The organism is Streptomyces sp. Tu6071 (genome assembly GCF_000213055.1).
Lineage (GTDB): Bacteria > Actinomycetota > Actinomycetes > Streptomycetales > Streptomycetaceae > Streptomyces > Streptomyces evansiae.
On record NZ_CM001165.1, the window covers coordinates 227,603 to 249,417 of the forward strand.

A 21,815-nucleotide genomic window follows, 5' to 3' on the forward strand; every position below is an offset into this window, starting at 1 on the left:
CCCGGCGGGCCCGCGGGCGAAGGATCGGCGGGGCCGTCCGTTCCCGACCCCGGAGCCGCCCCCGTGGATCTCCTCGCCGCCCTCCCCCTGCGCGCCCCGCGCCTGACGCTGCGTCCCTTCACACCGGAGGACACCGACGCGATGCACGCCTACCAGCGCCTCCCCGAGGTCGCCCGCTACCTGTACCGCCCGCCCCGCACGCGCGCCGAGTGCGCGGCGACGATCGCCGTCGCGCCCGCCTGGGAGCGGGACGGCGACCGCTTGCTCCTGGCGGTGTGCCCGGCGCGGCCCGCGCCCGGGGTGCCCGCGCTCGCGGGCGAGGTGAGCGTGAATCTGCGGGACACGCGCGCCCGTCAGGCGGAGATCGGGTGGTCCCTGCACCCGGGAGCGGCGGGCCACGGCTACGCGACGGAGGCGGCCCGCGCCCTCGCGGCCTTCGCCTTCACCACCCTGGACGCCCACCGTCTCCACGCCCGCGTCGACACCGAGAACACCCCGTCCGTCCGCGTCTGCGAACGCCTCGGCATGCGCCGCGAGGCCCACTTGGTGGAGAACGACCTGCGGGAGGGGGAATGGGGCAGCGAGTTCGTCTACGGGCTGCTGGCGCGGGAGTTCGGGGGATGAGGCGAGGGCGTGAGTTCGGGTGAGGCGAGGGCGGAGCGTCCGTTCGACAGCCAGGAGTCGTGTCCTCCGGCGCCGGGGTGGTCCGGTCAGCCACCGTCCGATCTCAGCGGCGCCGCGAGCCGCGCGACGGGCGCGGCGAGGCGGACCATGGGCGACGGACGTGCCGCACCGGACACCCTCACCGGACGTCGCCGCGTCGCCGCCCCCGCACCGGGGCGAGCCGCCGCGTGGACACCGTCTTGACGGTCCGTCGTGGCGCCGTGACACTGAGGGGGACGGTCACGATCGTCAGCGCCCGCGCGGCTCGTCCCGCGCGTGGTTCATCGGCCCCGGCCCGCTGACAGGCAACCCTTCGACCGCGATGGGGTGCCCCGGGTGACGACCTGGTCCCGCCACGGCGGCGGGACAAGCGCGGCCCCCGTGGGCGGCCGGGGAGGGGTGGGTGTCATGTCCGCAGTCGTTGTCGTGCGCCTCGCCGACCGCGCCCCCGCGCCCGTACGCCCCCGGCGCCGCACTCTCACCCGCAGGCTCCACATCGACCTGCTGCGCGTGTGCGGGGCGACGGGCCGTCCCGTCCGCTGACGGGCCCCCGCGCCCCTGTCCGCACACCACCTCCCGGCGCCCCCGTGCGTCCCCTGTGCCGTGCCTTCCTCCCCCTCTCTTCGTCTGGGAGAACCATGTCCGGAACCCTTGCCCCCTCCTCGCCCGCCCTCCCCCTCTGTACCCCCGCGACCGCCCGGCGCGGCAGTGGCCTGCCGCGTGTGCGCGAGGCGGTCGAGCCCGTCGTGCGGGAGCGCATCGGCGTCGCGGGCGGCCACGGCTTCTACCCGGCCCCGCACCGGTACGCGCTGTACCTGACGCCCCGGCGCGCCGACGCGCTGCGCGTCGCGGTGACCGTGCGGCTGCTCGGTCTCGCCGAAACCCTCGCCCTCGTCCCGCTCGACGGGCCCGGCTCACCCGCGTACGAGAGCCTGCGCCGCTCCTACGAGGCGACGCGGCGGCACTACGCGGGACCGCTCGCCGTGCCCGCCCTGTGCGACCGCTGGACCGGGCGCGTCGTCAGCAACCACACGCCCGACATCCTGCGTGACCTGCACGGCCGCTTCGGCCCCGGTGAGTCGGCGGAGTGCGGGGCGTGCGCGCTGCGTCCCGCCGCGCTCGGCGCCCAGACCGACCGGCTCGAAGCGGCGTGGGACTTCGCGGGCGCCGTCCCGGGCACGGGGCCGCTCGACGCCCTCGCGGCGCGGCTGCGGCACGCGCCGTACGTCCTCGGCGAGCGGCTGACGGCGGCGGACGTCGACGCGTGGTCGGCCCTCGTGGCGCTCGGCGCGCTGCCGGAGACGGGCGGCGCGCCGCACCGGGCGCTCGCGGCGCACCCCGGTCGCGGGGTGCTCACCGCGTGGACGCGCGGCCTCGCCGACCGCCCGGCGTTCAAGGAGGCCCTGGCGGAGGGGTACGGGGTGGGCTGAGCGCGACGGGCGAGCGACGCCGTGCGTGCCGCTCGCCCCGCCCCGCTCACGCCACCGCCGCACCCCTCCGCTCCGCCACCAGCGCGGCGAAGCGGTGAGCGACGGTGCGCCAGGCGGCCTCCGCCTCGGGGGCCTCGCGCAGGGCGTGGGCGTGGAGGCTCGCGGGATCGGGGGCGCCGTGGCGGGCGAGGCGCCCGGCGTTCCACGCCGGGATGCGCGCGGCGCGGGCCTCGGGGTGGAACTGGACGCCCCAGGCCGCCGCGCCGACGCGGAAGCCCTGGTACGGGCAGTCGGCGCTGCTCAGGAGCCAGTGCGCGCCCGCGGGGAGCGCCGTGACGGCGTCGATGTGGTTCTCGATCGCGGGCGGGTGCGCGGGCAGCCCGTGGAAGAGCGGGTCGTCGGCCGCCTCGGGGCGCAGCGTGAGCCGGACGCTGCCGAACTCGGGTGTCCCGTGCTCGCCGCGCACCTCTCCCCCGGCGACGTGGGCGAGGAGTTGCCCGCCGAGGCAGATGCCGAAGTAGGGGACGCCCGTGCCGAGCGCCTGCCGGGCGAGTGCGCGGGTCCCCGGGAGCCAGGGGGCGCGGGCGTCGTCGTCGGGGAGATAGGCGCCGCCGAGGACGAGCAGCCCGTCGTGCGTGAGCCGTTCGGGCAGCGGCTCGCCCTCCCAGGCCCGTACGGCATCGAGCCGCACCCCGCCTTCCGCGAGCCACTGCTCCCAGTTCCCCGCCCCGTCCCCCTCGTGGTGGCGCACCACGAGCAGGCGGGGCTCGCGCGCCTCGCCGTCGCCGTTGTCCTGCCGCGTCTCGGTCGCCACGTGCGGTCTCCGTCCCTGTCGGCTGTCCCGGTCGGGCCCGAGCCTAGGCGCGGGCGGGGGTACGGGGCACGCGGGGCGAGGGGGGGGCGGGACGGGGCGGAGCGTGCCGGGCAGGGCCTGTGGGCCGGGGCAGGGCCTGTGGGCCGGAGCGGAATCTGCGAGCCGGGGCGGAGTCTGCGAGCCCGCGCGGAATGCCGTGTCCCTCTCGTCGGCCCCCGGGGTATCGTGCGCGTCATGTCGAGTCCCGAGTCGGACAGGTCGGGGGCTTCCGGTCACGCCGTCAGCCCCCTGAACCACTGAGCTGCCACACCACCGGGCCGGTGAGCCGCTGAGCCACCGCGCCCCTCGCGTCGCGCGTCCCGCCGTTCCCGTACGGCGGGCAGGCGTGCGTACGCGCTCCGGGGACCGACGGCGATGACGAGAAGACCTCTCGTACCTCGCCCCTCCCCCGGAGTCGTTCGATGCCTCTCGCCCTGTACCCGCTCGCCCTGGCCGTCTTCGCCATGGGCACTTCGGAGTTCATGCTCGCCGGGCTGCTGCCCGGACTCGCGCCGGATCTCGGCGTCACGGTCGCCACGGCCGGTCTGCTCACCCCCGCTTTCGCCGTCGGCATGGTCGTCGGCGCCCCGCTCGTCGCCGTACTCGCCCGCGCGTGGCCGCGACGCGCCTGCCTTGTCGCGTCCGTCCTCCTCTTCGGCGCCGCCCACGCCGCGGGCGCCCTCACGACGAGCTTCGCCGTCCTGTGCGGCGCGCGGGTCGTCGCCGCCCTCGCGAACGCGGGCTTCCTCGCCCTCGCGCTGCCCGCCGCCGCGGCGCTCGTCCCGCCGGACCGTACCGGGCGCGCGCTCGCCGTGCTGCTCGCGGGCACGACGGTGGCGACGGTCGCGGGGGTTCCCGGCGGCGCGGCGCTCGGCGCGCTGTACGGGTGGCGGGCGGTGTTCTGGGGGCTCGCGGCGCTGTGCGTGCCGGTGGCCCTCGGCGTGCTCAAGGGAGTGCCCGCCGGACGCGGCCACGCCGGGGGGCCGGCGCCGCGCGCGGAGGCGGCGGTGCTGCGCAGGCCGCCGCTGCTCCTCGCGATGCTGCTCGGCGCGCTGGTCAACGCGGCGACCTTCGCGAGCTTCACGTACCTCGCGCCGGTCGTGACGGGGCCTGCCGGTCTCGGGGAGCGCTGGGTCGCCGTGGTCCTGATGCTCTTCGGCGCGGGGTCCTTCGCGGGCGTCACGCTCGCGGGCCGCTTCTCGGACCGCCGCCCGGGTCTCCTGCTCGCGGTCACGGGTCCGGCGCTGCTCGCGGGCTGGCCCGCGCTGGCGCTCGCGGCGGGCGAACCGGCCGTGCTGCTGCCGCTCGTCTGCGTCCTCGGCGCGCTGTCGTTCGCGCTCGGCGGCACGCTCGTCACGCGTGTCCTGTACGAGGCGGGCGGGGCGCCGACGCTGGCGGGCGCCTGCGCGACGACGGCGCTCAACGTCGGCGCGGCGGCGGGCCCGCTCCTCGCCGCCCCGTCCCTCACGACGACGGCCGGGCCGCGCGGCCCCCTGTGGACGAGCACGCTCCTGGTCGCGCTGGCGCTGCTCGTGGCCTGCGGCTCCCGGGCGGTGCCGTCGGGTGACGACGCCGCACGGGAGACCTCTCCGGCACGGTAGGGCCTCGCGGGCCCCCTCGCGGGCCCTCCTCACGGGTGGCCGCCCCGGGGTGCGGCCGGATCAGCCGGCCGCACCCCCCGCCAGCGCCGCCTTGTCCTCCGCCGTGGCGGGCGGGAGGGCGTCCTCCGGGCTCTCCACCCCGCCCCAGATCATCTCCTCCGGGACGCGGGCCGCCCGGTCGCCGCGGGCCAGGAGCGCGTAGAGGGCGGCCGGGACGACCAGGCCGACGATCCAGGAGATGTCGGCGCCGCCGAGCGGGTCCACGAGCGGGCCCGTGTAGAACTCGGTCGAGATGAAGGGGAGCTGGAGGAGGATGCCGAGGACGTACGTGATGATCGCGCGCCAACGCCAGCCGCCGTAGCGGCCGTTCGGGTCGGAGAGCGCCGGGAGGTCGTACCGCTCCTTGGCGATGACGTAGTAGTCGACCAGGTTGATCGCGCTCCACGGCGTGAAGAAGATCAGCAGGAAGAGCAGGAACGTCGAGAACGAGTCCAGGAAGTTGCCACGCCCGAGCAGCGCGACGACCGTCCCCGCGAGCATGATCGCGAGCACGTACCCGGCACGCCCCCGCTGGCTCAGGGTGCGCTGGGCGCGGAAGCCGGTCACCCCGGTGAGGACCGACATGAAGCCGCCGTAGGTGTTGAGCACGTTGATCGTGAGCTTGCCGAGGGCGATCACGAAGTAGAGGACGGAGGCGATGATCCCCGTGCCGCCGAGCCCGACCACGTAGCCGACCTCGTCGCCCGCGATGGCACCCGCCGAGGCCGCCGCGGCGAGCGCGCCGAAGGCCATCGACCACTGCGAGCCGAGCACCGTGCCGCCGAGCGTGCACCAGAAGGTGGCGCGCGGCGAGGTGTCGCGCGGCAGGTAGCGGGAGTAGTCGGCGACGTAGGGGCCGAAGGCGAGCTGCCAGGAGGCGGAGAGCGAGATCGCGAGGAGGAAGGCGGGGAGGTGGAAGGAGTGGTCGGCGAGGAGGTCGCCGAGCGAGGCGCGCTGGAGCAGGCGGACGCCGAGGTAGAGGAAGGCGAGGGCGCCGACGATGCTCGCGACGCGGCCGAGGCGGTGGATGACGCGGTAGCCGACGACGGCGGTGAGCGCGGTGGCGAGCGCGAAGACGACGATGCCGGTGACGTCGCCGAGGTGGGTGAGGTGGCCCACGGCCTGCCCCGCGAGGACGGTGCCGCTGGCGAAGAAGCCGACGTACATCACGACGACGCACACGAGCGGGACGATCGCCCCGTAGACGCCGAACTGCGCACGGCTGGAGATCATCTGCGGCAGTCCGAGGCGGGGTCCCTGCGCGGAGTGCAGAGCCATGACGGCGCCGCCGAGGAGGTTGCCGAGCAGCAGGGCGATGAGCGACCAGAAGGCGTCGGCGCCGAGGACGACGGCGAGGGCGCCCGTCACGACGGCGGTGATCTGGAGGTTGGCGCCGAACCACAGCGTGAACTGGCTGAAGGGGCGGCCGTGCCGCTCGGCGTCGGGGACGGCCTCGATGGAACGGCGTTCGACGAGGCCGCCGGAGGCGGCGGCCCCGGCGGAGGGCGGGGTGGTGCCGGTGGAACGGGGAGCTGACATGAGCGGGCTCCTGGTGACGGTCGGCGAAGGGGAACGGTGGTGAAGGAGGGCAGTCGGCGAAAGGGGACGGTCGGCGGGAGGCGTACGCGGAAGCGGAAAGGGGCCCCTGGAGAGCCCCGCACGGGATAAATATTTTCATTCAGGCTAGGACTTGTTGAATGGATGTCAATACTCCGGCCTCTTTCCGTCACTATGAATGACGTGTCCGTCCAGCTCACCGACCTCCTCGCGGACCCCGCCCTGCGCCTGCGCCCGCTCACCTCGCACTGTCACGAGGGCCCGCGCCCGATCCGCTGGGTCGCCTCCACGGAGCTGCCCGATCCGCTGCCGTTCCTGCGGGCCGGGGAGCTGATGCTCACCACCGCGATGCTGGAGCGCTCGCGGAGCGAGTGGGACGACCTGCTGCACCGCCTCGCCGCGCTCCCCGTCGCCGGTCTCGGCTTCGGCACCGGGCTCGTGCACCGGGAGGTGCCCGGGTACGTGGTCGAGCGGGCCGAGCACGCCGGTCTGGCGCTCTTCGGCTCCCCCGTCGAGGTGCCGTTCGTGCAGATCAGCCGCTGGGTCGCGGACCGCGTCTTCGCCGAGCGGTACGCGCAGGTGCGCCGTACCGCCGACGTGCAGGACGCCCTCCTGCGCGAGCTGCTCTCCGGGCGCGGGCTTCCGGGCCTGCTGCGGCGGCTGCACGGCCACCTCGACGCGGGCGCCGTGTCGGTCACCGCCCCGGACGGCAGGCTCCTCGCACGGCACCCGGCCGCGCCCGAGGCCCCCGCCCCCGGTACGCCGGGGACGCCCATCACCGTCGACGGCGTCCCCGTGGCGCGGCTCGCGACCGAGCGGGCCACCGCGAGGCAGGACCTGCTCTCCTTCGCCGCCTCCGTCCTCGGTCTCGAAGTGGCCAGGCAGCAGGCCGTGCTCACCGGGCGCCGCGAGCTGCTCGGCCAGGTCGTCGAGGACGTCGTGCACCGCACGGTGCCCGACGCCGAGGCCCGGCGGCGTCTCGCCGCGCACGGCATCGACCCCGCCGTCCCGCACGCCGTCGTGCTCGCGCGCGTCCCGGCCGGGCCCGCGCGGCTGCGCGCGCTGCCGTGGACGCTCGGCCCGCTCCTGGACCGGGGCGGCGACGTGCTGCCCACCGCGCTCGTCGAGGACAGCGTCGCGGTGTTCGTGCCCGAGGGCGTCGACGCCGACGCCACCGCGCACACCGTCCTGGAACGGCTGCGCGCGGCCGGGCCCGGGGTACGGGTCGGGGTCGGCGCCCGGCGGCCGGGTGTCGCGGGGCTCAGGCTCGGCTGGTTCGAGGCCCGGCAGGCGGGGAGCACCGGGGCCGGGGTGCGCACGGCGGCGCCGCTGAGCCTGACGGGGCTGCTCCTCGGCAACCTGGACCTGCCGCTGCGCGAGCTGGGCGACACGGTGCTCGCGCCGCTGCTCCGGTACGACGCCGAGCACGGCGGCGAACTGCTGCGCACCCTGCGCACGTACCTCGCCCACGACGCCCGCCCCGCGCCCGCGGCCGAGGCGCTGACCCTGCACCGCAACAGCCTGCGCCACCGCCTGCGGCGCATCGAGGAGCTGACCGGGCGCTCGCTCGACCGCCTCGACGACCGCATGGAGCTGTGGCTCGCGCTGCACGCGCGCGAGGCGGGCGGCGACGCCACCGGCTGAACGCCGAGGCCGGCCTCGTACGGCGGCCAGGACCGTTGCCACCGGGTCTACGTGCCGAGCAGTTGCCGTGCGATGACGACCCGCTGGATCTGGTTCGTGCCCTCGTAGATCTGGGTGATCTTCGCGTCCCGCATCATGCGCTCGGCGGGGAAGTCGCGCGTGTAGCCGTAGCCGCCGAGCAGTTGGACGGCGTCGGTCGTCACGGCCATGGCCGTGTCGGACGCGAGGCACTTGGCCGCCGCGCCGAAGTAGGTGAGGTCGGGGGCCCGGCTCGCGGAGCGGGCCGCCGCCGCGTAGACCAGCTGGCGGGCGGACTCGACCCGCACGGCCATGTCCGCGAGCATGAAGCGCACGCCCTGGAAGTCGGCGACCGGCTGCCCGAACTGACGCCGTTCCTTGACGTAGTCGACGGCGCAGTCGAGCGCGCCCTGCGCGATGCCGAGGGCCTGGGCGCCGATCGAGACGCGCGTGTGGTCGAGCGTGCCGAGCGCGACCCGCATGCCCCGGCCGCGCTCGCCGAGCAACCGTCCGGCGGGAAGGCGCGTGCGGTCGAAGTAGACCTCGCGCGTCACCGAACCCTTGAGACCCATCTTGCGCTCGGGCTCGCCGTAGGTGATGCCGGGGTCGTCGGCGTGCACGACGAAGGCCGAGATCGCGCGCGAACCGGCGCCCGGGTCGGTGACGGCGAAGACGACGAGGTAGCGCGCGACACCCGCCGAGGTGATCCAGGTCTTCACACCGTCGAGGACCCACCCGTCGCCGTCCTCGGTGGCGCGGCAGCGCATCGCGCCCACGTCGCTGCCCGCCTCGCGCTCGCTGATCGCGTACGCCATGAGCGCCTCGCCCGCGGCGACCTCGGGCAGGTAGCGGCGCTTCTGCTCCTCGGTGCCGTGCAGGAGCAGCGGCGTGACGCCGAGTTTGTTGGAGGTGAGGACCGTCGACGAGGAGGCGCACGCGCGGGCCACCTCCTCGACGGCGAGGGCGGCGGCGAGCGCGTCCACGCCGTCGCCGCCGTACTCCTCGGGGATGCCGGGGGCGTGCAGTCCCGCGGCGGTCAGGATCGCGTACGTGTCGTGCGGGAAGCCTCCGCGCTCGTCCACCTCGGCGGAGCGGGGGGCCAGCTCCTTGCGCGCGAGGTCGCGCGCCGCAGCCCGGAACTCCTGGTGCAGCGCGGAGAGTTCGTAGGTCGGCGCCTCGGCGGCGGGATCGGGGGCTGCGGTGTGCGCCATGGTGCGGTGCTCCTCGGTGGTACGGGCGGTACGTGCCGGGCCCGGGGTCCCGACCGCTCCATTGGGCGCCGCCGCGTACCCGGCGGCCAAGGTGCGTACGCACAACATCCGGCGGCATCCTTGTGCACGCGCACCTCGCGGGGGCCCCGGTACCGGGCCTAGCGTCCCGACGGAACCGCAGTACCCCGTACGAAAGGCCCCCGATGACGCCGCCCCGTGACGACCTCCCCTACCAGGGCCTGCGTGTCCTCGACCTGAGCCGGGTGCTCGCGGGCCCGTACTGCACGGCGCTCCTCGCCGACCTCGGCGCCGACGTCGTGAAGATCGAGCCGCCGCACGGCGACGACGCCCGGCACCTCGGGCCCTTCAAGGAGGGCGAGAGCGTGTACTTCGCGCAGCTCAACCGGGGCAAGCGCAGTCTCGCCCTCGATCTCAAGGACCCCGCGGACCACGCGCTCCTGCTGCGGCTCGCCGAGCGCGCCGACGTGGTCGTGGAGAACTTCCGGCCCGGGGTCGCGGCGCGGCTCGGCGTGGACCAGGAGACGCTGCGGGCCCGCGATCCGCGGCTCGTCTACGCGAGCATCTCCGGCTTCGGGCAGAGCGGGCCGCTGCGCGAGGCGCCCGCGTACGACCTCGTCGTGCAGGCGATGTCGGGGCTCATGGCGGGGACGGGCACGAGGGAGGGCGGTCCGACGCGCGTCGGCGAGTCGCTCGGCGACCTCGTGGCGGGCGTCTTCGCCTCGTGGGCGATCGGCGCGGCGCTCTTCGCGCGCGAACGCACGGGGCGGGGGCGGTACGTGGACGTCGCGATGCTCGACGCGCTCGTCGCCCTCCAGGTCACCTCGCTGAGCCTGCTCACCGCCACCGGCGCGCTTCCCGGGCGGATCGGGAACCGGCACCCGGTCTCCTCGCCGTTCGACACGTACCCCACGGCGGACGGCAGCATCGCCCTCGCGGTCGCGAGCGACGGGGTCTTCGCCCGCTTCGCCGCGCTCGTCGGCCGGCCCGATCTCCCCACCGACCCGCGGTTCGGGGACGACACGTCCCGTACGGACCACCTCGTCGCGCTCCAGGAGATCACCGAGAAGTGGTCGCGCGCGCGGACGACGGAGACGGCGCTCGCCGAGGCCCGCGCCGCGGGTGTCCCCTGCGCGCCGCTGTGGGACCTGGAGGAGGCCCTGGGGAGCGAGCAGCTCCGCGAGCGCGGCGTCCTCGGCACCTTCACCCACCCGGTCATCGGCCCCACCCCGTACCTGCGCCAGCCGGTCCGCTTCGGCACGGCACCCCCGCGCACGGACGCGGCCCCCTCACCGGACCTCGGGGCGGACCGCGAGGGCGTCCTGGCGGAGTGGCTGGCGTAGGAGTCAGCGGCGCGCTCGTCCCGGCGAGGTGGCGAGCCGCGGCGTCCTCGCCCTCACCGCACGCGGCCGGGAGCCCGGCACAAGCGGGCGTGCCCGCCCGCGCCGTGTTCCCGGCCGTTCGGAGGTGTCCCGTCGTGGCGGGACGTGCCTTCGGTGTCAGGCCGCTGCCAGCACCGCGTCGATCTCGCGCAGGAAGGCGTCGAGGTCGCCCGGGTTGCGCGAGGTGATCAGCGTGAAGCCCTCCGCGTCGCAGCGGACGGCCTCCTTGTCGACCCACCCGGCCGCGCCCGCGTTCGTGATGTCGGTCCTCAGCGAGGGGTACGAGGTGAGGGTCTTGCCCTTCACCGCGCCGGTCTCGACGAGGAGCCACGGACCGTGGCAGATCGCGGCGACGGGACGGCCGCCGGAGGTGAAGTCGCGGGCGATGCGCAGGGCGTCGTCGTCCAGGCGGAGACTGTCCGCGTTGAGGGTGCCGCCGGGGACGAGGAGCAGTTCGTACTGCCCCGGGTCGACGTCGGCGAGCTTCGCCGAGGGCCGGACGGTCTTTCCCGGGTCCTTGTCCCCGACGAGGGTCTGGACCGGCTCCTCCCTCGTCGCCGCGATGGTCACCTCCGCCCCCGCGTCCCGCAGGCGGTCGACGGGCACGACGAGTTCGTCCTGCTCGACGCCGTAGTTCGTGACGATCGCGAGCACCTTGTGCCCGCTGAGGTCGGGCGTGTTCTCCGCCATGACGCTCCTTTCCCCGGGCCGGCTCAGCGGCCGACGGCCTTGCGCAGTTGCTGCTTGTTCATCGAGGAACGGCCCTGGACGTTCTTCTTCCTCGCCTCTTCGTAGAGCTGGTCGCGCGTGGGGCCCTCGGCGCCGGTGTGCGAGCGCTCGCCGCCCCGCTCGTAGCTCGACTTCGGGTCCCGCGTGGAGACCTTGCTCGCGGTGCGGGACTCGCCCGAGCGCGCCCGTTCCTTGTTCACGGTCCGCGCGGCGATCTCCTCGGCCCGGCCCTCGGACGTGCCCCGCTGCTCCTCGCTGTCCTTGATGTGCTCGTACTGGCGCTCGCGCTTGCGGTTGGAACCTGCCGGCACGGTGCTCACCTCTCTCTCGGCTCGTGCGTCTCCGGTACCCCGTTCAGGGCTTCAGGATCACCTTCGTCCAGCCCGGCTCGCGGTCGTCGAAGTTGCGGTACGCCTCCGGCGCCTCGGCGAGGGGGAGTTCGTGCGAGACGAGGAAGGAGGGGTGGGCGCGGTCGTGGTGGATGAGCTGGGCGAGCTGCCTGTTGTACGCCTTGACGTTGGCCTGGCCCGTACGGATGCTCTGGCCCTTGAACCAGAACTGGCCGAAGTCGAAGGGCAGTTTGCCCTCGCGGGTCAGCTCCGTCGGTGCGCCCTCGTCCTGGGGGAGGAAGACGCCGACGACGCCGATGCCGCCCGTGGCCCGTACCGAGGCGACGAGGTCGTTCATCGTGGACTCGGGCTTCTCGTGGCCCTGCGGGTCGTGCGCCTGGTAGCCGACGCACTCGCAGCCCCGGTCGGCGCCGCCGCCCGTGCGCTCCAGGATCTCCTCGATGTGCTCGCCCTTGCTGTCGTCGACCGGGATCGCCCCGGCGGCCTCGGCGAGCCGCAGCCGGTCGGGGTGCCGGTCGACGACGAGGACCTGGCTCGCGCCGCGCAGGACGGCGGAGTAGGCGGCCATGACGCCGACGGGGCCCGCGCCGTAGACGACGACGGACTCGCCCGGCGAGACGCCCGCGAGTTCGGTGGCGTGGTAGCCGGTCGGGAAGATGTCCGCCAGCATCACGTAGTCGTTCTCCTTCTCGGCGGCGTCCTCGGGCAGGACGAGGCAGTTGAAGTCGCCCCACGGGACCCGCAGGTACTCCGCCTGGCCGCCCGCGTAGCTGCCCATCGCGGCGAAGCCGTAGGCGCCGCCCGGGGTGTCGGAGTCGACCGAGAGGCAGAAGCCGGTGTAGCCGCGCTCGCAGTTCTCGCAGAAGCCGCAGCCGATGTTGAAGGGCAGGCAGACGCGGTCCCCGACGTGGACGCCGTAGACCCCCTCGCCGGTCTCGACGACGACGCCGAGGTTCTCGTGGCCGAGGATGCGGCCCTGCTCCATGGGCGTGCGGCCCTCGTACATGTGGAGGTCGGAGCCGCAGATGTTGGTGGACGTGACGCGGACGAGCACGTCGGTGGGGCGTTCGATCCGGGCGTCGGGTACGTCTTCGACCGCCACCTGGCGGGGGCCTTCGTAGACGAGTGCCTTCATCGCGTGATCACCTGATTCCGGCCAACTGCGACGGCGCGGGAAGGGGCGTGCGGGGCGCGTCGCCCCGGGAGACTCCCTGCGCCCCGTGGTGCGTCGCCGGGGCCGCTCGCGTGCGGTTGTCGTACGGTCCGGTACCCGCTCGGGGGCCGTGCACACGGCGCGCGACTGTCCTCACGGGACCTCTCCCCAGCGTGCGCCCGCATCCGCCGCCTCGCATCCGCCACGTCGCGCAAGGCTCCTCGCGCAGCTCTCCGCACCGTCGTTTTCACGCCAAGCTTCACTTCCGCCCGTCCAGCCTCTTGATTCCTCACCCCCCTCCGGGACCTACTGGTGGGCCGGACCTCGCACAAGGTCCTGACAACGTTGTCACAGGAGGGTTCCGGGCCGTGTCCCGGGGCCGGGGAGGACGATCCGATGCCGCACGGGTCCTTGTCCAGGACGTCCCGAGGGGGCAGACCGCCGTCACGCCGCAGGTCCGGGGGGCTCGTCCTCGGGACGGCCGCTCTGCTGCTGGTGGGGACGGCGCAGGGCGCCGTGGCCGCGCCGCGTGAGGCCGCGCACCGCCCGCAGACCGCTTTCGCCTCCTCCTTCGAGGACGGCCAGAGCGCGCCGGACTGGCTCAGCACCGCCGACACCGACGCCTCGGGCAAGCCGCGCCGCTCGGGCGTCGACGGCGGCTACAGCTCCGGCATCCCCGGCAACGTCACGGACCACGTGACGGATGTGCGGGCGAGCGCGGAGAACACGGCGGGCGGGGAGGTCGCGGCGAATCTCGCGGACGGCCTGCCGGGCACGAAGTGGCTGACCTTCGAGAACAAGGGCTGGGCCGAGTTCGACCTCGACGCCCCGCAGCCCGTCACGCGCTACGCGCTCGTCTCGGCCAACGACCACGACGAGCGCGATCCCCGCGACTGGACCCTCCAGGGCTCCACGGACGGCAAGGAGTGGAAGACGCTCGACACGCGCGCGGGCGAGAAGTTCACCGAGCGGGCGCAGTCGAAGACGTACGAGATCGGCGGCGCGCCCGCCGCGTACGCGCACTACCGCCTCGACGTCACCGCGAACAACGGCGCCTCGGACGCGACCCAGCTCGCCGAGGTGCAGCTCTCCACGGGCGGCACCGATCCCGCGCCGCCGAAGGACATGAGCACGCTCGTCGACCGGGGGCCGAGCGGCTCGCCGACCGCGAAGGCGGGCGCGGGCTTCACGGGGACGCACGCGCTGCGCTACTCGGGTACGCACCGGACGAAGGGGCGCGGGTACGCGTACAACAAGGTCTTCGACGTGAACGTGAAGGTCCGCAAGGACACGACGCTCTCGTACAAGATCTTCCCCTCGCTCCCGGCGACGGACCTCGACTACCCGGCGACGTACGTCGCGGTCGACCTGGCCTTCACGGACGGTACGTACCTGAGCGACCTGAACGCCGTGGACCAGCTCGGCTTCCGGCTCAGCCCGCAGGGGCAGGGCGCGTCGAAGGCGCTGTACGTCAACCAGTGGAACGACCGCAGCGCGCGGATCGGGAGCGTCGCGGCGGGCAAGACGATCGACCGCGTGCTCCTCGGGTACGACGCCGACAAGGGGCCGGACGCCTTCCGGGGCTGGGTCGACGACATCAGCGTCAAGGAGCAGGCCGCGCCGCGACCGAAGCCGTACCTCTCCGACTACGCGATGACGACGCGCGGCACCAACTCCAGTGGTGACTTCTCGCGCGGCAACAACATCCCCGCGACCGCCGTCCCGCACGGCTTCAACTTCTGGACCCCGGTCACGAACGCGGGCTCCACGAGCTGGCTGTACGACTACGCGCGCTCCAACAACTCGGACAACCTGCCGACCATGCAGGCGATCTCGGCGAGCCACGAGCCGAGCCCGTGGATGGGCGACCGGCAGACCTTCCAGGTCATGCCCTCGCTCGCCGCCGGCACCCCGCCGACCGGGCGCACCGAGCGCGCGCTGCCCTTCCGGCACGAGAACGAGTCCGCGAAGCCGTACGAGTACTCCGTGACGTACGAGAACGGCCTGCGCGCCCAGGTCGCCCCGACCGACCACGCGGCGGCGCTCCGCTTCACCTACCCGGGCGACGACGCCTCCGTGATCTTCGACAACGTCTCGGAGCAGGGCGGCCTCACGCTCGACAAGGAGCACGGCACCGTCACCGGCTACTCCGACGTCAAGAGCGGACTGTCGACGGGGGCCACGCGGCTCTTCGTCTACGGGGTCTTCGACAAGAAGGTCACCGGCGGCGACTCCTCGGGCGTCAAGGGCTACCTGCGCTTCGACGCCGGGCGGGACCGCACGGTGACGCTGCGGCTGGCGACCTCACTCATCGGCGTCGACCAGGCGAAGGCGAACCTGGAGCAGGAGATCCCGGGGCGCAAGAGCTACGACGCGGTGCGTGCCGACGCGCGGGCGCAGTGGGAGAAGCTCATGCGTACCGTGACGGTCGAGGGGGCGAGCGAGGACCAGCTCACGACCCTCTACTCCAGCCTGTACCGGCTCTACCTGTATCCCAACTCGGGCTTCGAGAACACCGGGAGCGGGCGCAAGCCGACGTACCAGTACGCGAGCCCGTTCTCCAAGATGCCCGGCCCGGACACGGCGACGCACACCGGGGCCAAGATCGTGGACGGCAAGGTCTACGTCAACAACGGCTTCTGGGACACGTACCGCACCACCTGGCCCGCCTACTCGCTCCTGACGCCGAAGAAGGCGGGGGAACTGGTCGACGGCTTCGTGCAGCAGTACAAGGACGGCGGCTGGATCTCGCGCTGGTCCTCGCCGGGCTACGCGGACCTCATGACGGGGACGTCCTCGGACGTGGCCTTCGCGGACGCGTACACGAAGGGCGTGGACTTCGACGCGAAGGCGGCGTACGAGGCGGCGCTCAAGAACGCGACCGTCGTGCCGCCGTCCTCGGGCGTGGGCCGCAAGGGCATGAAGACCTCGCCGTTCCTCGGCTACACCTCGACCGACACGGGCGAGGGCATGTCGTGGGCGATGGAGGGCTACGTCAACGACTACGGCATCGGCCGCATGGGCGAGGCGCTGTACAAGAAGACCGGTGAGAAGCGGTACAAGGAGGAGTCCGAGTACTTCCTCAACCGGGCGCAGGACTACGTGAAGATGTTCGACAAGGACGCCGGCTTCTTCCAGGGCCGCAAGGCCGACGGGTCCTGGCGTCTGCCCGCGGACAAGTACGACCCGCGCGTGTGGGGCTACGACTACACCGAGACGAACGGCTGGGGGTACGCGTTCACCGCGCCGCAGGACTCGCACGGGCTCGCGAACCTCTACGGCGGGCGTGACGGGCTCGCGAAGAAGCTCGACACGTACTTCTCGACCCCCGAGACGGCGACGGCCGAGTTCACGGGCTCGTACGGCGGTGTCATCCACGAGATGACCGAGGCCCGCGACGTCCGCATGGGCCAGTACGGGCACAGCAACCAGGTCGCCCACCACGCCGCCTACATGTACGACGCGGCCGGGCAGCCGTGGAAGACGCAGGAGAAGGTCCGCGAGGTCCTCTCCCGCCTCTACTCGGGCAGCTCGATCGGGCAGGGCTACCACGGTGACGAGGACAACGGCGAGCAGTCGGCGTGGTACCTCTTCTCCGCCCTCGGCTTCTACCCGCTCGTGATGGGCGGTCAGGAGTACGCGATCGGTTCGCCGCTCTTCACGAAGGCGACGCTGCGCCTGGAGAACGGCAAGAAGTTCACGGTCACCGCGCGCGGCAACAGCACGAAGAACATCTACGTGCAGAGCGTGCGGCTCAACGGCAAGAAGTACGACTCGACCGCGCTCCCGAGCGACGCCGTCGCGAAGGGCGGCACGCTGGAGTTCGTCATGGGCCCGAAGCCCTCGTCGTGGGGCAGCGGCAAGAACGCGGGACCGCGTTCGCTCACGCAGGGCGACGCGGTCGCGAAGCCCCGCTCCGACGCGCTCCTGGACGGCCAGGGTCCGCTCACGGACAACACCTCGGCGACCGAGGGGCCGCTCACGCAGGACGAGCTGCCCGTGGGCAAGGCCGTGAAGGCGGCGCAGTACACGCTCACGTCGGCGGACCGGGCCAAGGCACCGAGCGGCTGGGTGCTCCAGGGCTCGGCGGACGGGACCTCGTGGCGGGACCTGGACAAGCGCGGTGGTGAATCCTTCGCGTACGACCAGCAGACGCGCGTCTTCTCGGTCGCGCACCCGGGGACGTACGCGCACTACCGGATCGTGCCGGACGGCGGCGGGACGGACACCTCGGCGCCGCGCGTGGCGGAGGTGGAGCTGCTGGGCTGAGCGGCACCCGTACGTGAGTGACCCGGCCCCGGACCCGTACGGTCCGGGGCCGGGTCGCGTGCGGGGGAAGGGTGCCGGTCCGCGCGTGTGGTCCGGGACTCCCGCGGGTCACGCCTTGCGTGCCACCGCCGCGTACGTCGAGCTGACCCGCCCGTCCTGTCCCGGCACCCGCTCGCCGAGTTCCGGGTGCCACTCCTCGGCGAGGACGACGCCGGGTCCGACCGTCTCGAAGCCGTCGAGGAAGCGGGTGAACTCTGCGCGGGTGCGCAGCGCCGCGGTGAGACCCTTCGCGCGGTAGGTGCCGCTCGCCCGTGCGACGTCCCCGGGCGCGTGGAAGTCGGCGGTGAAGTGCGACATCACGAGGTGGCTGCCGGGGGCCAGAGCGTCCTTGAGCGCGGTGACGAGTGCGTGGGCGCCGTCCTCGTCGCGGATGAAGTGGAGCAGCGCGACGAGCGAGAGGGCGACGGGCCGGGAGAGGTCGAGGGTCTTGGCGGCGAGCGCGAGGACCGCCTCGGTGTCGTGCGCGTCGACGAGGGCGAAGTCGAGCGCGCCCTCGGGGGTGCCGTGGAGGAGGGCTTCCGCGTGGGCCATGACGATCGGGTCGCGGTCGCAGTAGACGACGCGCGCCTCGGGCCGCACGCTCTGCGCGACCTGGTGCAGGTTGGGCTCGGTGGGGATGCCGGAGCCGACGTCGAGGAACTGGTCGATGCCCCGCGTGGCGAGCCAGCGCGTGGCCCGGCGCATGAAGGCGCGGTTCATCCGTGCCATGAGCGGGAGCTGGGGCTCCAGGGCGACCATCTGGCGCCCGAGCTCCTCGTCCACCGGATAGTTGTCCTTGCCTCCGAGCATCCAGTCGTACATGCGCGCGGGGTGCGGCCTGCTGGTGTCCACCCTCGCCGCCGCGCCCGCGTCCTGGGGTTCCGGCATCGTCAACTCCCTCATTGCCCTGCGGTGTTGCTCAAGGGGGCACGATTCTAGGCGAGTTGCGCGTGGGGCGGGCGGGCGCGAGGCGCCGCCCGTACTCGGGGCGGCGCCTCTTGTCTCGTATCCCGTACGTCAGTTGGGGTTGTCGCCGTGGGTCAGGGTCTCCCAGGCGACGAAGAGGTTGTTGCTGCCCGCCGGGCGCTGCTGCTCGGTGAGCCGCTGGGTGTTGGTCATGGCGATGCCGAGGCGGTTGTGCAGGGCGTTGTAGCCCATCTCGGTGACCGGCCCGAGGCCGCGGTTCACGCTGCCGCCGCACAGCCAGCTCGGCGGGGCCTCGCCCAGCTCGTACTTCGCCTGGAAGCCGAGCGCCTGCCGCAGCCGCTCGCCGACGTCCGTGCCGTAGAGGTCCGCGCCCTGGATGCGGCTGGTCTCGGCGACGTGCGAGATCGAGGAGATCCCGTACCCGGTGTGGGTGAAGTCGCGGCAGGTCTCCTGCGTGAGCCCGGTGACGAAAGTCGACTGGCCCTGCCAGTAGTTGATGATCTTCTGGCGGGTGTCGAGGTTCTGGCTCGGGACGGTCTTCGGCAGCTCGCCGTCCGAGGAGAGGTAGACGTAGGCAGCGGTCCGCGTGCGGAACTTCGCCATGGCGGTGTCGTACGAGCTCTTGTCGTCGAGGTAGACGGAGATGCCGATCGCCGCCTCCAGGATCGTCAGCTCCCAGTTCCCGTTGGAGTTGGAGCCCTTGATGACGACGGGGAGGTAGACCTGCCGGAGCATCGTGTCGAAGCGGGCGCGCTGGGTCCAGGCGCCGGTGTAGGTGTGCTTGATCAGCTCGGCGGCCTTGGGCCAGGAGGAGCCCGCCCAGCCGGTCTGGAGCGGGGCGTTGCTGTTGGTGTGGTTCTGGATCGTCCCCGACCAGGCGTCCATGAGCTGGATCGCCTTCTGCGCGTAGCGCTCGTCGCGGGTGAGATACCAGGCGAGCGCGTCGGTGTACGCGGCTATCGCGTCCTCGCGCTCGTCGGTGCAGCCGTAGTTGGGGTTGGAGTACGAGCCGCACTCGACCGTCGCGCGCGGCTTGGGCGTGCGGTTGAGGTCGGCGTACTTGCTCGCCATCATCTGGTCGAAGGCGCCCTTCCAGGGCTGCGCCCCGGCCTGCACCTTGCCGCGCACGAAGTCGAGCTGGCTCTGCGAGACGGTCACGCCGGGGTGCGTGAAGGCGGCGGGCGCGGCCTCGGCCCTGCCCGCACCCGGCCGGGCGAGCAGCGCGGCGACGAGGGCGACGAGCGTCGCGGCGACGAGCAGGTGGGGGGAGGACCGGCCGCGGTGGGGGCGCCGGGAGAAAGCTTCCATGAGAACTCATTCCCGTATGTGAATGAAATTCGCACGCTCGAATGCGTACTGCTGACAGACCATAGGTATGCACCAATGGGGCGTCAAGAAGCGTGCACCTCTTGAAAACGGGGCGCTCGACGGAGCGGAAGCGCCGGCCCCTCGCGGCGCGGCCGTCCGGCCCGTCACCGCCCGGCGGTCCGGCCCGTCACCGCCGTCCTTCCCGGCATGACGGGGGCCTGACCCCTCCGCGCGCCCGTCGGGCGCCCGTTCTACGGGTGAACGCCGCCCCGGAACCGCCCCTGGGGACCGCCCCGGCTGGCACGCTGCTTCCGATCATCCGATGAGCCTCCGGATGCCGGTCCAGCCTGCCGGTGCGCCGCGCGGGGCCCTCGGCGGTCCGGAAGGGGGGCCATGACGGTCGGGGACGAGGACGCCGCCACGCGGACGGGGCGGGGGCCGCGCCATGTCGCGTGCGTGATGGACGGCAACGGGCGCTGGGCCGAGCGGCGCTCGCTGCCGAGGACCGCCGGGCACCGGGCCGCCGAGACGACGGTGATCGACATCATCGAGGCGGCCCGCTCGGCCGGGGTCGAGTGGCTGAGCCTGTACGCCTTCTCGACCGAGAACTGGAGCCGCCCCAGCGCCGAGGTCGGCTATCTCATGGACCTCGTGCGGCACACCGTGCACAAGCACGCCCCGCTCCTGCACGCGCGCGGCATCCGCTGCCGTTTCCTCGGCGCCGACGACGCCCGCGTCCCGGAGGGCCTCGCCAGGGACTTCGCCGACCTCACCACCCTGACCGCCGGAAACCGCGGGATGACCCTCACGATCGCCTTCGACCACGGCGGGCGCGGCGACATCGTCGCGGCCGCGCGCTCCCTGATCCGCGCCGGCGTGCCCGCCGAGGAGGTCACCGAGCGCAGCTTCGCCACCCACCTGCCCTTCCCCGACACCCCTGACGTGGACCTCGTGATCCGCACCTCGGGAGAGCAGCGCATCTCCAACTTCATGCTCTGGCAGGTCGCCTACGCGGAATGGGTCTTCCCCACCGTGCTGTGGCCCGACTTCCGCGCCCCGCACTTCCTGGAGTGCCTGCACCACTACCGGCACCGCGAGCGCCGCTTCGGCGGCGTACCGGCCCAGCAGAACGGAACCACCGCCCCATGACGACCACCGGTGGATTCCCCCGCTTCCGCAAGCTCTTCGACGACCCGCGCTGGGCTCCCGCGCTCGTCCGCGCCACCGTCCTGGAGGCCGCGCACCCGCAGGTCGGCGCCGCGCTCGTCGCCAACTCCACCTTCGTGACGCACCCGTGGCGCCGCCTGCGCAACACCTTCCACAGCATGCGCCGCATGAGCGACGCCGACGAGGCGGTACGGAGCAGGGAGGCCGCCCGGCTCAACCGGCTGCACGACCGCCTGAAGGGCACGGGCCCCGATCAGCGCCCGTACGACGCGATGGACCCCGCCGCGCGCGCCTGGGTCCTCGCGACCCTCTTCGAGAGCGCCGTCACGATGTACCGGCTGAGCGGGCAGCCCCTGCGGCACGAGGAGATCGAGGAGCTGTACGAGGAGACGAGGGGCTACCTGCGCGCGCTCGGGGACGAGGCCGCGCGGCTCTCGGCGACGACGGTCGAGTTCTGGCCGTACTTCGACGCGGTGGTGGAGCGGGAGCTGGAGGACACGGAGGCGATGCGGATCATCCTCTACAAGCTCTTCGACCACCTTCCCGCGCCCGGGGTGCTGAGCGGGGTCCCCACGCTGTGGGCCACGGGCCGGGCGTTCGCCGGGCCGCTGATCGGGGCGGTCACGGTGGCGTCGCTGCCCGAGCCGTTCCGCAGGCGCGCCGGTCTCCCCGAGCTGCCGGGCGTGACGACGCTCCTGCGCGGGACGTACCTCGCCGCCGGTCTGACGCGCTTCCTGCCGGACGACTGGATCAGCGCCGAACGCGTCGTCGACCTGCTCTCGTCCACCCCCGGCGGCGACGATCCGGCGGCGCGCACCGCGGCGGCGCTGCACGAGAGGCTGCGGCGGGCCGGGGCGCTCGTCCGCCTCCTGTCGCCCCTGCCGGTGCCCGAGCCCGCCGCCCCTCCCGCGCCCGTGCACAGCGGCGCGGAGGAGTTCTTCCGCGAGGTGCTCGACCAGACAGGGGACGGATACCTCGACTGGCCGGATCTCGCCGCCATGGCCCGGGAGCTGGCGACGAGGCTGGATCTCGACGAACCGGAGGAGACCCGGCTGTACGAGGCGTTCGCGAGCTGGTGGCGGGAACTCCAGGCGGCCCTGGACACGGACGGCGACGGGCGGGTGAGCGCGCGGGAGTACGCGAGCAACGCCGCCGGGCTCGCCGGACCGGCGCTCATCCGTGTCGCGGAGGTCCTCTTCGCGGCGGCGGACGCCGACGGCAACGGGACGATCGACGCCGAGGAGTACCGCGCGCTCTTCCGCACGGCGTTCCGCCGCGAGACGGTGGGAACGGGTGGGGCGGGGAGGACGGGCGGCACGAGTGGGCCGGGGGACGCGGGCGGCGCGGACACGTACGACGGCGCCGCGTTCGTCCGCGCCTTCGTGTCGTTCATGTCCGGCCGCCCGCGCTCCTCTCCGTTCGATCCCCTGTTCCGTCAGCCCTGAACGGGCCGGGGG

Annotated in this window: 17 protein-coding genes and 1 riboswitch; of the genes, 9 read left to right on the forward strand and 8 right to left on the reverse strand. The window is 73.6% G+C overall.

Going from position 1 to position 21,815, the window contains the following annotated elements:
* The first annotated feature begins 63 nt into the window (after positions 1 to 63).
* From STTU_RS00935 to STTU_RS00945, 3 genes are all read left to right on the forward strand, one after another.
* Positions 64 to 624 (forward strand): GNAT family N-acetyltransferase, encoded by a 561-nt coding sequence (locus STTU_RS00935; protein ID WP_007818870.1) that lies wholly within the window; start codon positions 64 to 66, stop codon positions 622 to 624.
* Positions 625 to 901: 277 nt separating this feature from the next.
* Positions 902 to 1,042, forward strand: a riboswitch (SAM riboswitch).
* A 29-nt stretch (positions 1,043 to 1,071) separates the two neighbouring features.
* On the forward strand, positions 1,072 to 1,206 hold the full coding sequence (locus STTU_RS00940; protein WP_010266534.1) for a hypothetical protein: 135 nt from the start codon (positions 1,072 to 1,074) through the stop codon (positions 1,204 to 1,206).
* Positions 1,207 to 1,301: 95 nt separating this feature from the next.
* A complete protein-coding gene (locus STTU_RS00945; protein WP_234019106.1) occupies positions 1,302 to 2,093 on the forward strand; it encodes a cell envelope biogenesis protein OmpA in 792 nt (263 codons plus the stop codon).
* Between the two features lie 46 nt (positions 2,094 to 2,139).
* On the opposite strand, the gene STTU_RS00950 is transcribed toward STTU_RS00945, so the two are convergent.
* Positions 2,140 to 2,907: a type 1 glutamine amidotransferase gene (locus STTU_RS00950; protein WP_007818877.1), complete on the reverse strand. Its 768-nt coding sequence runs from the start codon at positions 2,905 to 2,907 to the stop codon at positions 2,140 to 2,142.
* Positions 2,908 to 3,368: 461 nt separating this feature from the next.
* Between STTU_RS00950 and STTU_RS00955 the strand changes: the two genes are divergently transcribed.
* Positions 3,369 to 4,547, forward strand: a complete 1,179-nt coding sequence (locus STTU_RS00955) for a Cmx/CmrA family chloramphenicol efflux MFS transporter (RefSeq protein ID WP_007818879.1) — start codon at positions 3,369 to 3,371, stop codon at positions 4,545 to 4,547.
* Positions 4,548 to 4,607: 60 nt separating this feature from the next.
* On the opposite strand, the gene STTU_RS00960 is transcribed toward STTU_RS00955, so the two are convergent.
* Positions 4,608 to 6,125 carry a purine-cytosine permease family protein gene (locus tag STTU_RS00960; protein ID WP_007818881.1) on the reverse strand — a complete coding sequence of 506 codons (1,518 nt, stop codon included), beginning with the start codon at positions 6,123 to 6,125 and terminating at the stop codon, positions 4,608 to 4,610.
* A 192-nt stretch (positions 6,126 to 6,317) separates the two neighbouring features.
* Between STTU_RS00960 and STTU_RS00965 the strand changes: the two genes are divergently transcribed.
* Complete coding sequence (locus STTU_RS00965; protein WP_007818883.1) at positions 6,318 to 7,787, forward strand: PucR family transcriptional regulator; 1,470 nt, start codon at positions 6,318 to 6,320, stop codon at positions 7,785 to 7,787.
* Positions 7,788 to 7,834: 47 nt separating this feature from the next.
* Here STTU_RS00965 and STTU_RS00970 read toward each other — a convergent pair whose 3' ends face one another.
* Positions 7,835 to 9,016 carry an acyl-CoA dehydrogenase family protein gene (locus tag STTU_RS00970; protein WP_007818885.1) on the reverse strand — a complete coding sequence of 394 codons (1,182 nt, stop codon included), beginning with the start codon at positions 9,014 to 9,016 and terminating at the stop codon, positions 7,835 to 7,837.
* Positions 9,017 to 9,219: 203 nt separating this feature from the next.
* On the opposite strand from STTU_RS00970, the gene STTU_RS00975 reads away from it, so the two are divergent.
* Entirely contained in the window at positions 9,220 to 10,377 is a 1,158-nt protein-coding gene (locus tag STTU_RS00975) for a CaiB/BaiF CoA transferase family protein (RefSeq protein WP_007818889.1), read from the forward strand.
* 156 nt (positions 10,378 to 10,533) lie between these two features.
* Here STTU_RS00975 and STTU_RS00980 read toward each other — a convergent pair whose 3' ends face one another.
* Genes STTU_RS00980 through STTU_RS00990 form a run of 3 tightly spaced genes read right to left on the reverse strand, consistent with a single transcriptional unit; the run spans position 10,534 to position 12,630 of the window.
* Positions 10,534 to 11,106: a type 1 glutamine amidotransferase domain-containing protein gene (locus STTU_RS00980; protein ID WP_007818891.1), complete on the reverse strand. Its 573-nt coding sequence runs from the start codon at positions 11,104 to 11,106 to the stop codon at positions 10,534 to 10,536.
* 23 nt (positions 11,107 to 11,129) lie between these two features.
* Positions 11,130 to 11,456 (reverse strand): hypothetical protein, encoded by a 327-nt coding sequence (locus tag STTU_RS00985; protein WP_043256946.1) that lies wholly within the window; start codon positions 11,454 to 11,456, stop codon positions 11,130 to 11,132.
* A 43-nt stretch (positions 11,457 to 11,499) separates the two neighbouring features.
* Positions 11,500 to 12,630 carry a glutathione-independent formaldehyde dehydrogenase gene (locus STTU_RS00990; protein ID WP_043253684.1) on the reverse strand — a complete coding sequence of 377 codons (1,131 nt, stop codon included), beginning with the start codon at positions 12,628 to 12,630 and terminating at the stop codon, positions 11,500 to 11,502.
* A 513-nt stretch (positions 12,631 to 13,143) separates the two neighbouring features.
* Between STTU_RS00990 and STTU_RS00995 the strand changes: the two genes are divergently transcribed.
* Positions 13,144 to 16,917: a GH92 family glycosyl hydrolase gene (locus STTU_RS00995; RefSeq protein ID WP_078518885.1), complete on the forward strand. Its 3,774-nt coding sequence runs from the start codon at positions 13,144 to 13,146 to the stop codon at positions 16,915 to 16,917.
* Positions 16,918 to 17,025: 108 nt separating this feature from the next.
* Here the strand turns inward: STTU_RS00995 and STTU_RS01000 are convergent, their stop codons facing one another.
* Together STTU_RS01000 and STTU_RS01005 are read right to left on the reverse strand one after the other, a co-directional pair.
* Positions 17,026 to 17,844 carry an SAM-dependent methyltransferase gene (locus STTU_RS01000; protein ID WP_043253686.1) on the reverse strand — a complete coding sequence of 273 codons (819 nt, stop codon included), beginning with the start codon at positions 17,842 to 17,844 and terminating at the stop codon, positions 17,026 to 17,028.
* 129 nt (positions 17,845 to 17,973) lie between these two features.
* Complete coding sequence (locus tag STTU_RS01005) at positions 17,974 to 19,191, reverse strand: alginate lyase family protein (protein WP_007818898.1); 1,218 nt, start codon at positions 19,189 to 19,191, stop codon at positions 17,974 to 17,976.
* A 393-nt stretch (positions 19,192 to 19,584) separates the two neighbouring features.
* Between STTU_RS01005 and uppS the strand changes: the two genes are divergently transcribed.
* Both uppS and STTU_RS01015 read left to right on the forward strand, forming a co-directional pair.
* Positions 19,585 to 20,340: a polyprenyl diphosphate synthase gene (uppS, locus tag STTU_RS01010; protein ID WP_007818899.1), complete on the forward strand. Its 756-nt coding sequence runs from the start codon at positions 19,585 to 19,587 to the stop codon at positions 20,338 to 20,340.
* A complete protein-coding gene (locus STTU_RS01015; RefSeq protein WP_043253688.1) occupies positions 20,337 to 21,803 on the forward strand; it encodes an EF-hand domain-containing protein in 1,467 nt (488 codons plus the stop codon). Before uppS ends, STTU_RS01015 begins: the two co-directional genes overlap by 4 nt.
* Positions 21,804 to 21,815 lie beyond the last annotated feature (12 nt).

Bases quoted from the DNA above. Each gene is read 5' to 3' on its own strand.
- STTU_RS01005 (WP_007818898.1), bottom strand. From the start codon at position 19,191: ATGGAAGCTTTCTCCCGGCGCCCCCACCGCGGCCGGTCCTCCCCCCAC.
- STTU_RS00955 (WP_007818879.1), top strand. From the start codon at position 3,369: ATGCCTCTCGCCCTGTACCCGCTCGCCCTGGCCGTCTTCGCCATGGGC.
- uppS (WP_007818899.1), top strand. From the start codon at position 19,585: ATGACGGTCGGGGACGAGGACGCCGCCACGCGGACGGGGCGGGGGCCG.
- STTU_RS01000 (WP_043253686.1), bottom strand. From the start codon at position 17,844: ATGCCGGAACCCCAGGACGCGGGCGCGGCGGCGAGGGTGGACACCAGC.
- STTU_RS00975 (WP_007818889.1), top strand. From the start codon at position 9,220: ATGACGCCGCCCCGTGACGACCTCCCCTACCAGGGCCTGCGTGTCCTC.
- STTU_RS01015 (WP_043253688.1), top strand. From the start codon at position 20,337: ATGACGACCACCGGTGGATTCCCCCGCTTCCGCAAGCTCTTCGACGAC.
- STTU_RS00980 (WP_007818891.1), bottom strand. From the start codon at position 11,106: ATGGCGGAGAACACGCCCGACCTCAGCGGGCACAAGGTGCTCGCGATC.
- STTU_RS00960 (WP_007818881.1), bottom strand. From the start codon at position 6,125: ATGTCAGCTCCCCGTTCCACCGGCACCACCCCGCCCTCCGCCGGGGCC.
- STTU_RS00970 (WP_007818885.1), bottom strand. From the start codon at position 9,016: ATGGCGCACACCGCAGCCCCCGATCCCGCCGCCGAGGCGCCGACCTAC.
- STTU_RS00940 (WP_010266534.1), top strand. From the start codon at position 1,072: ATGTCCGCAGTCGTTGTCGTGCGCCTCGCCGACCGCGCCCCCGCGCCC.
- STTU_RS00965 (WP_007818883.1), top strand. From the start codon at position 6,318: ATGAATGACGTGTCCGTCCAGCTCACCGACCTCCTCGCGGACCCCGCC.
- STTU_RS00945 (WP_234019106.1), top strand. From the start codon at position 1,302: ATGTCCGGAACCCTTGCCCCCTCCTCGCCCGCCCTCCCCCTCTGTACC.
- STTU_RS00990 (WP_043253684.1), bottom strand. From the start codon at position 12,630: ATGAAGGCACTCGTCTACGAAGGCCCCCGCCAGGTGGCGGTCGAAGAC.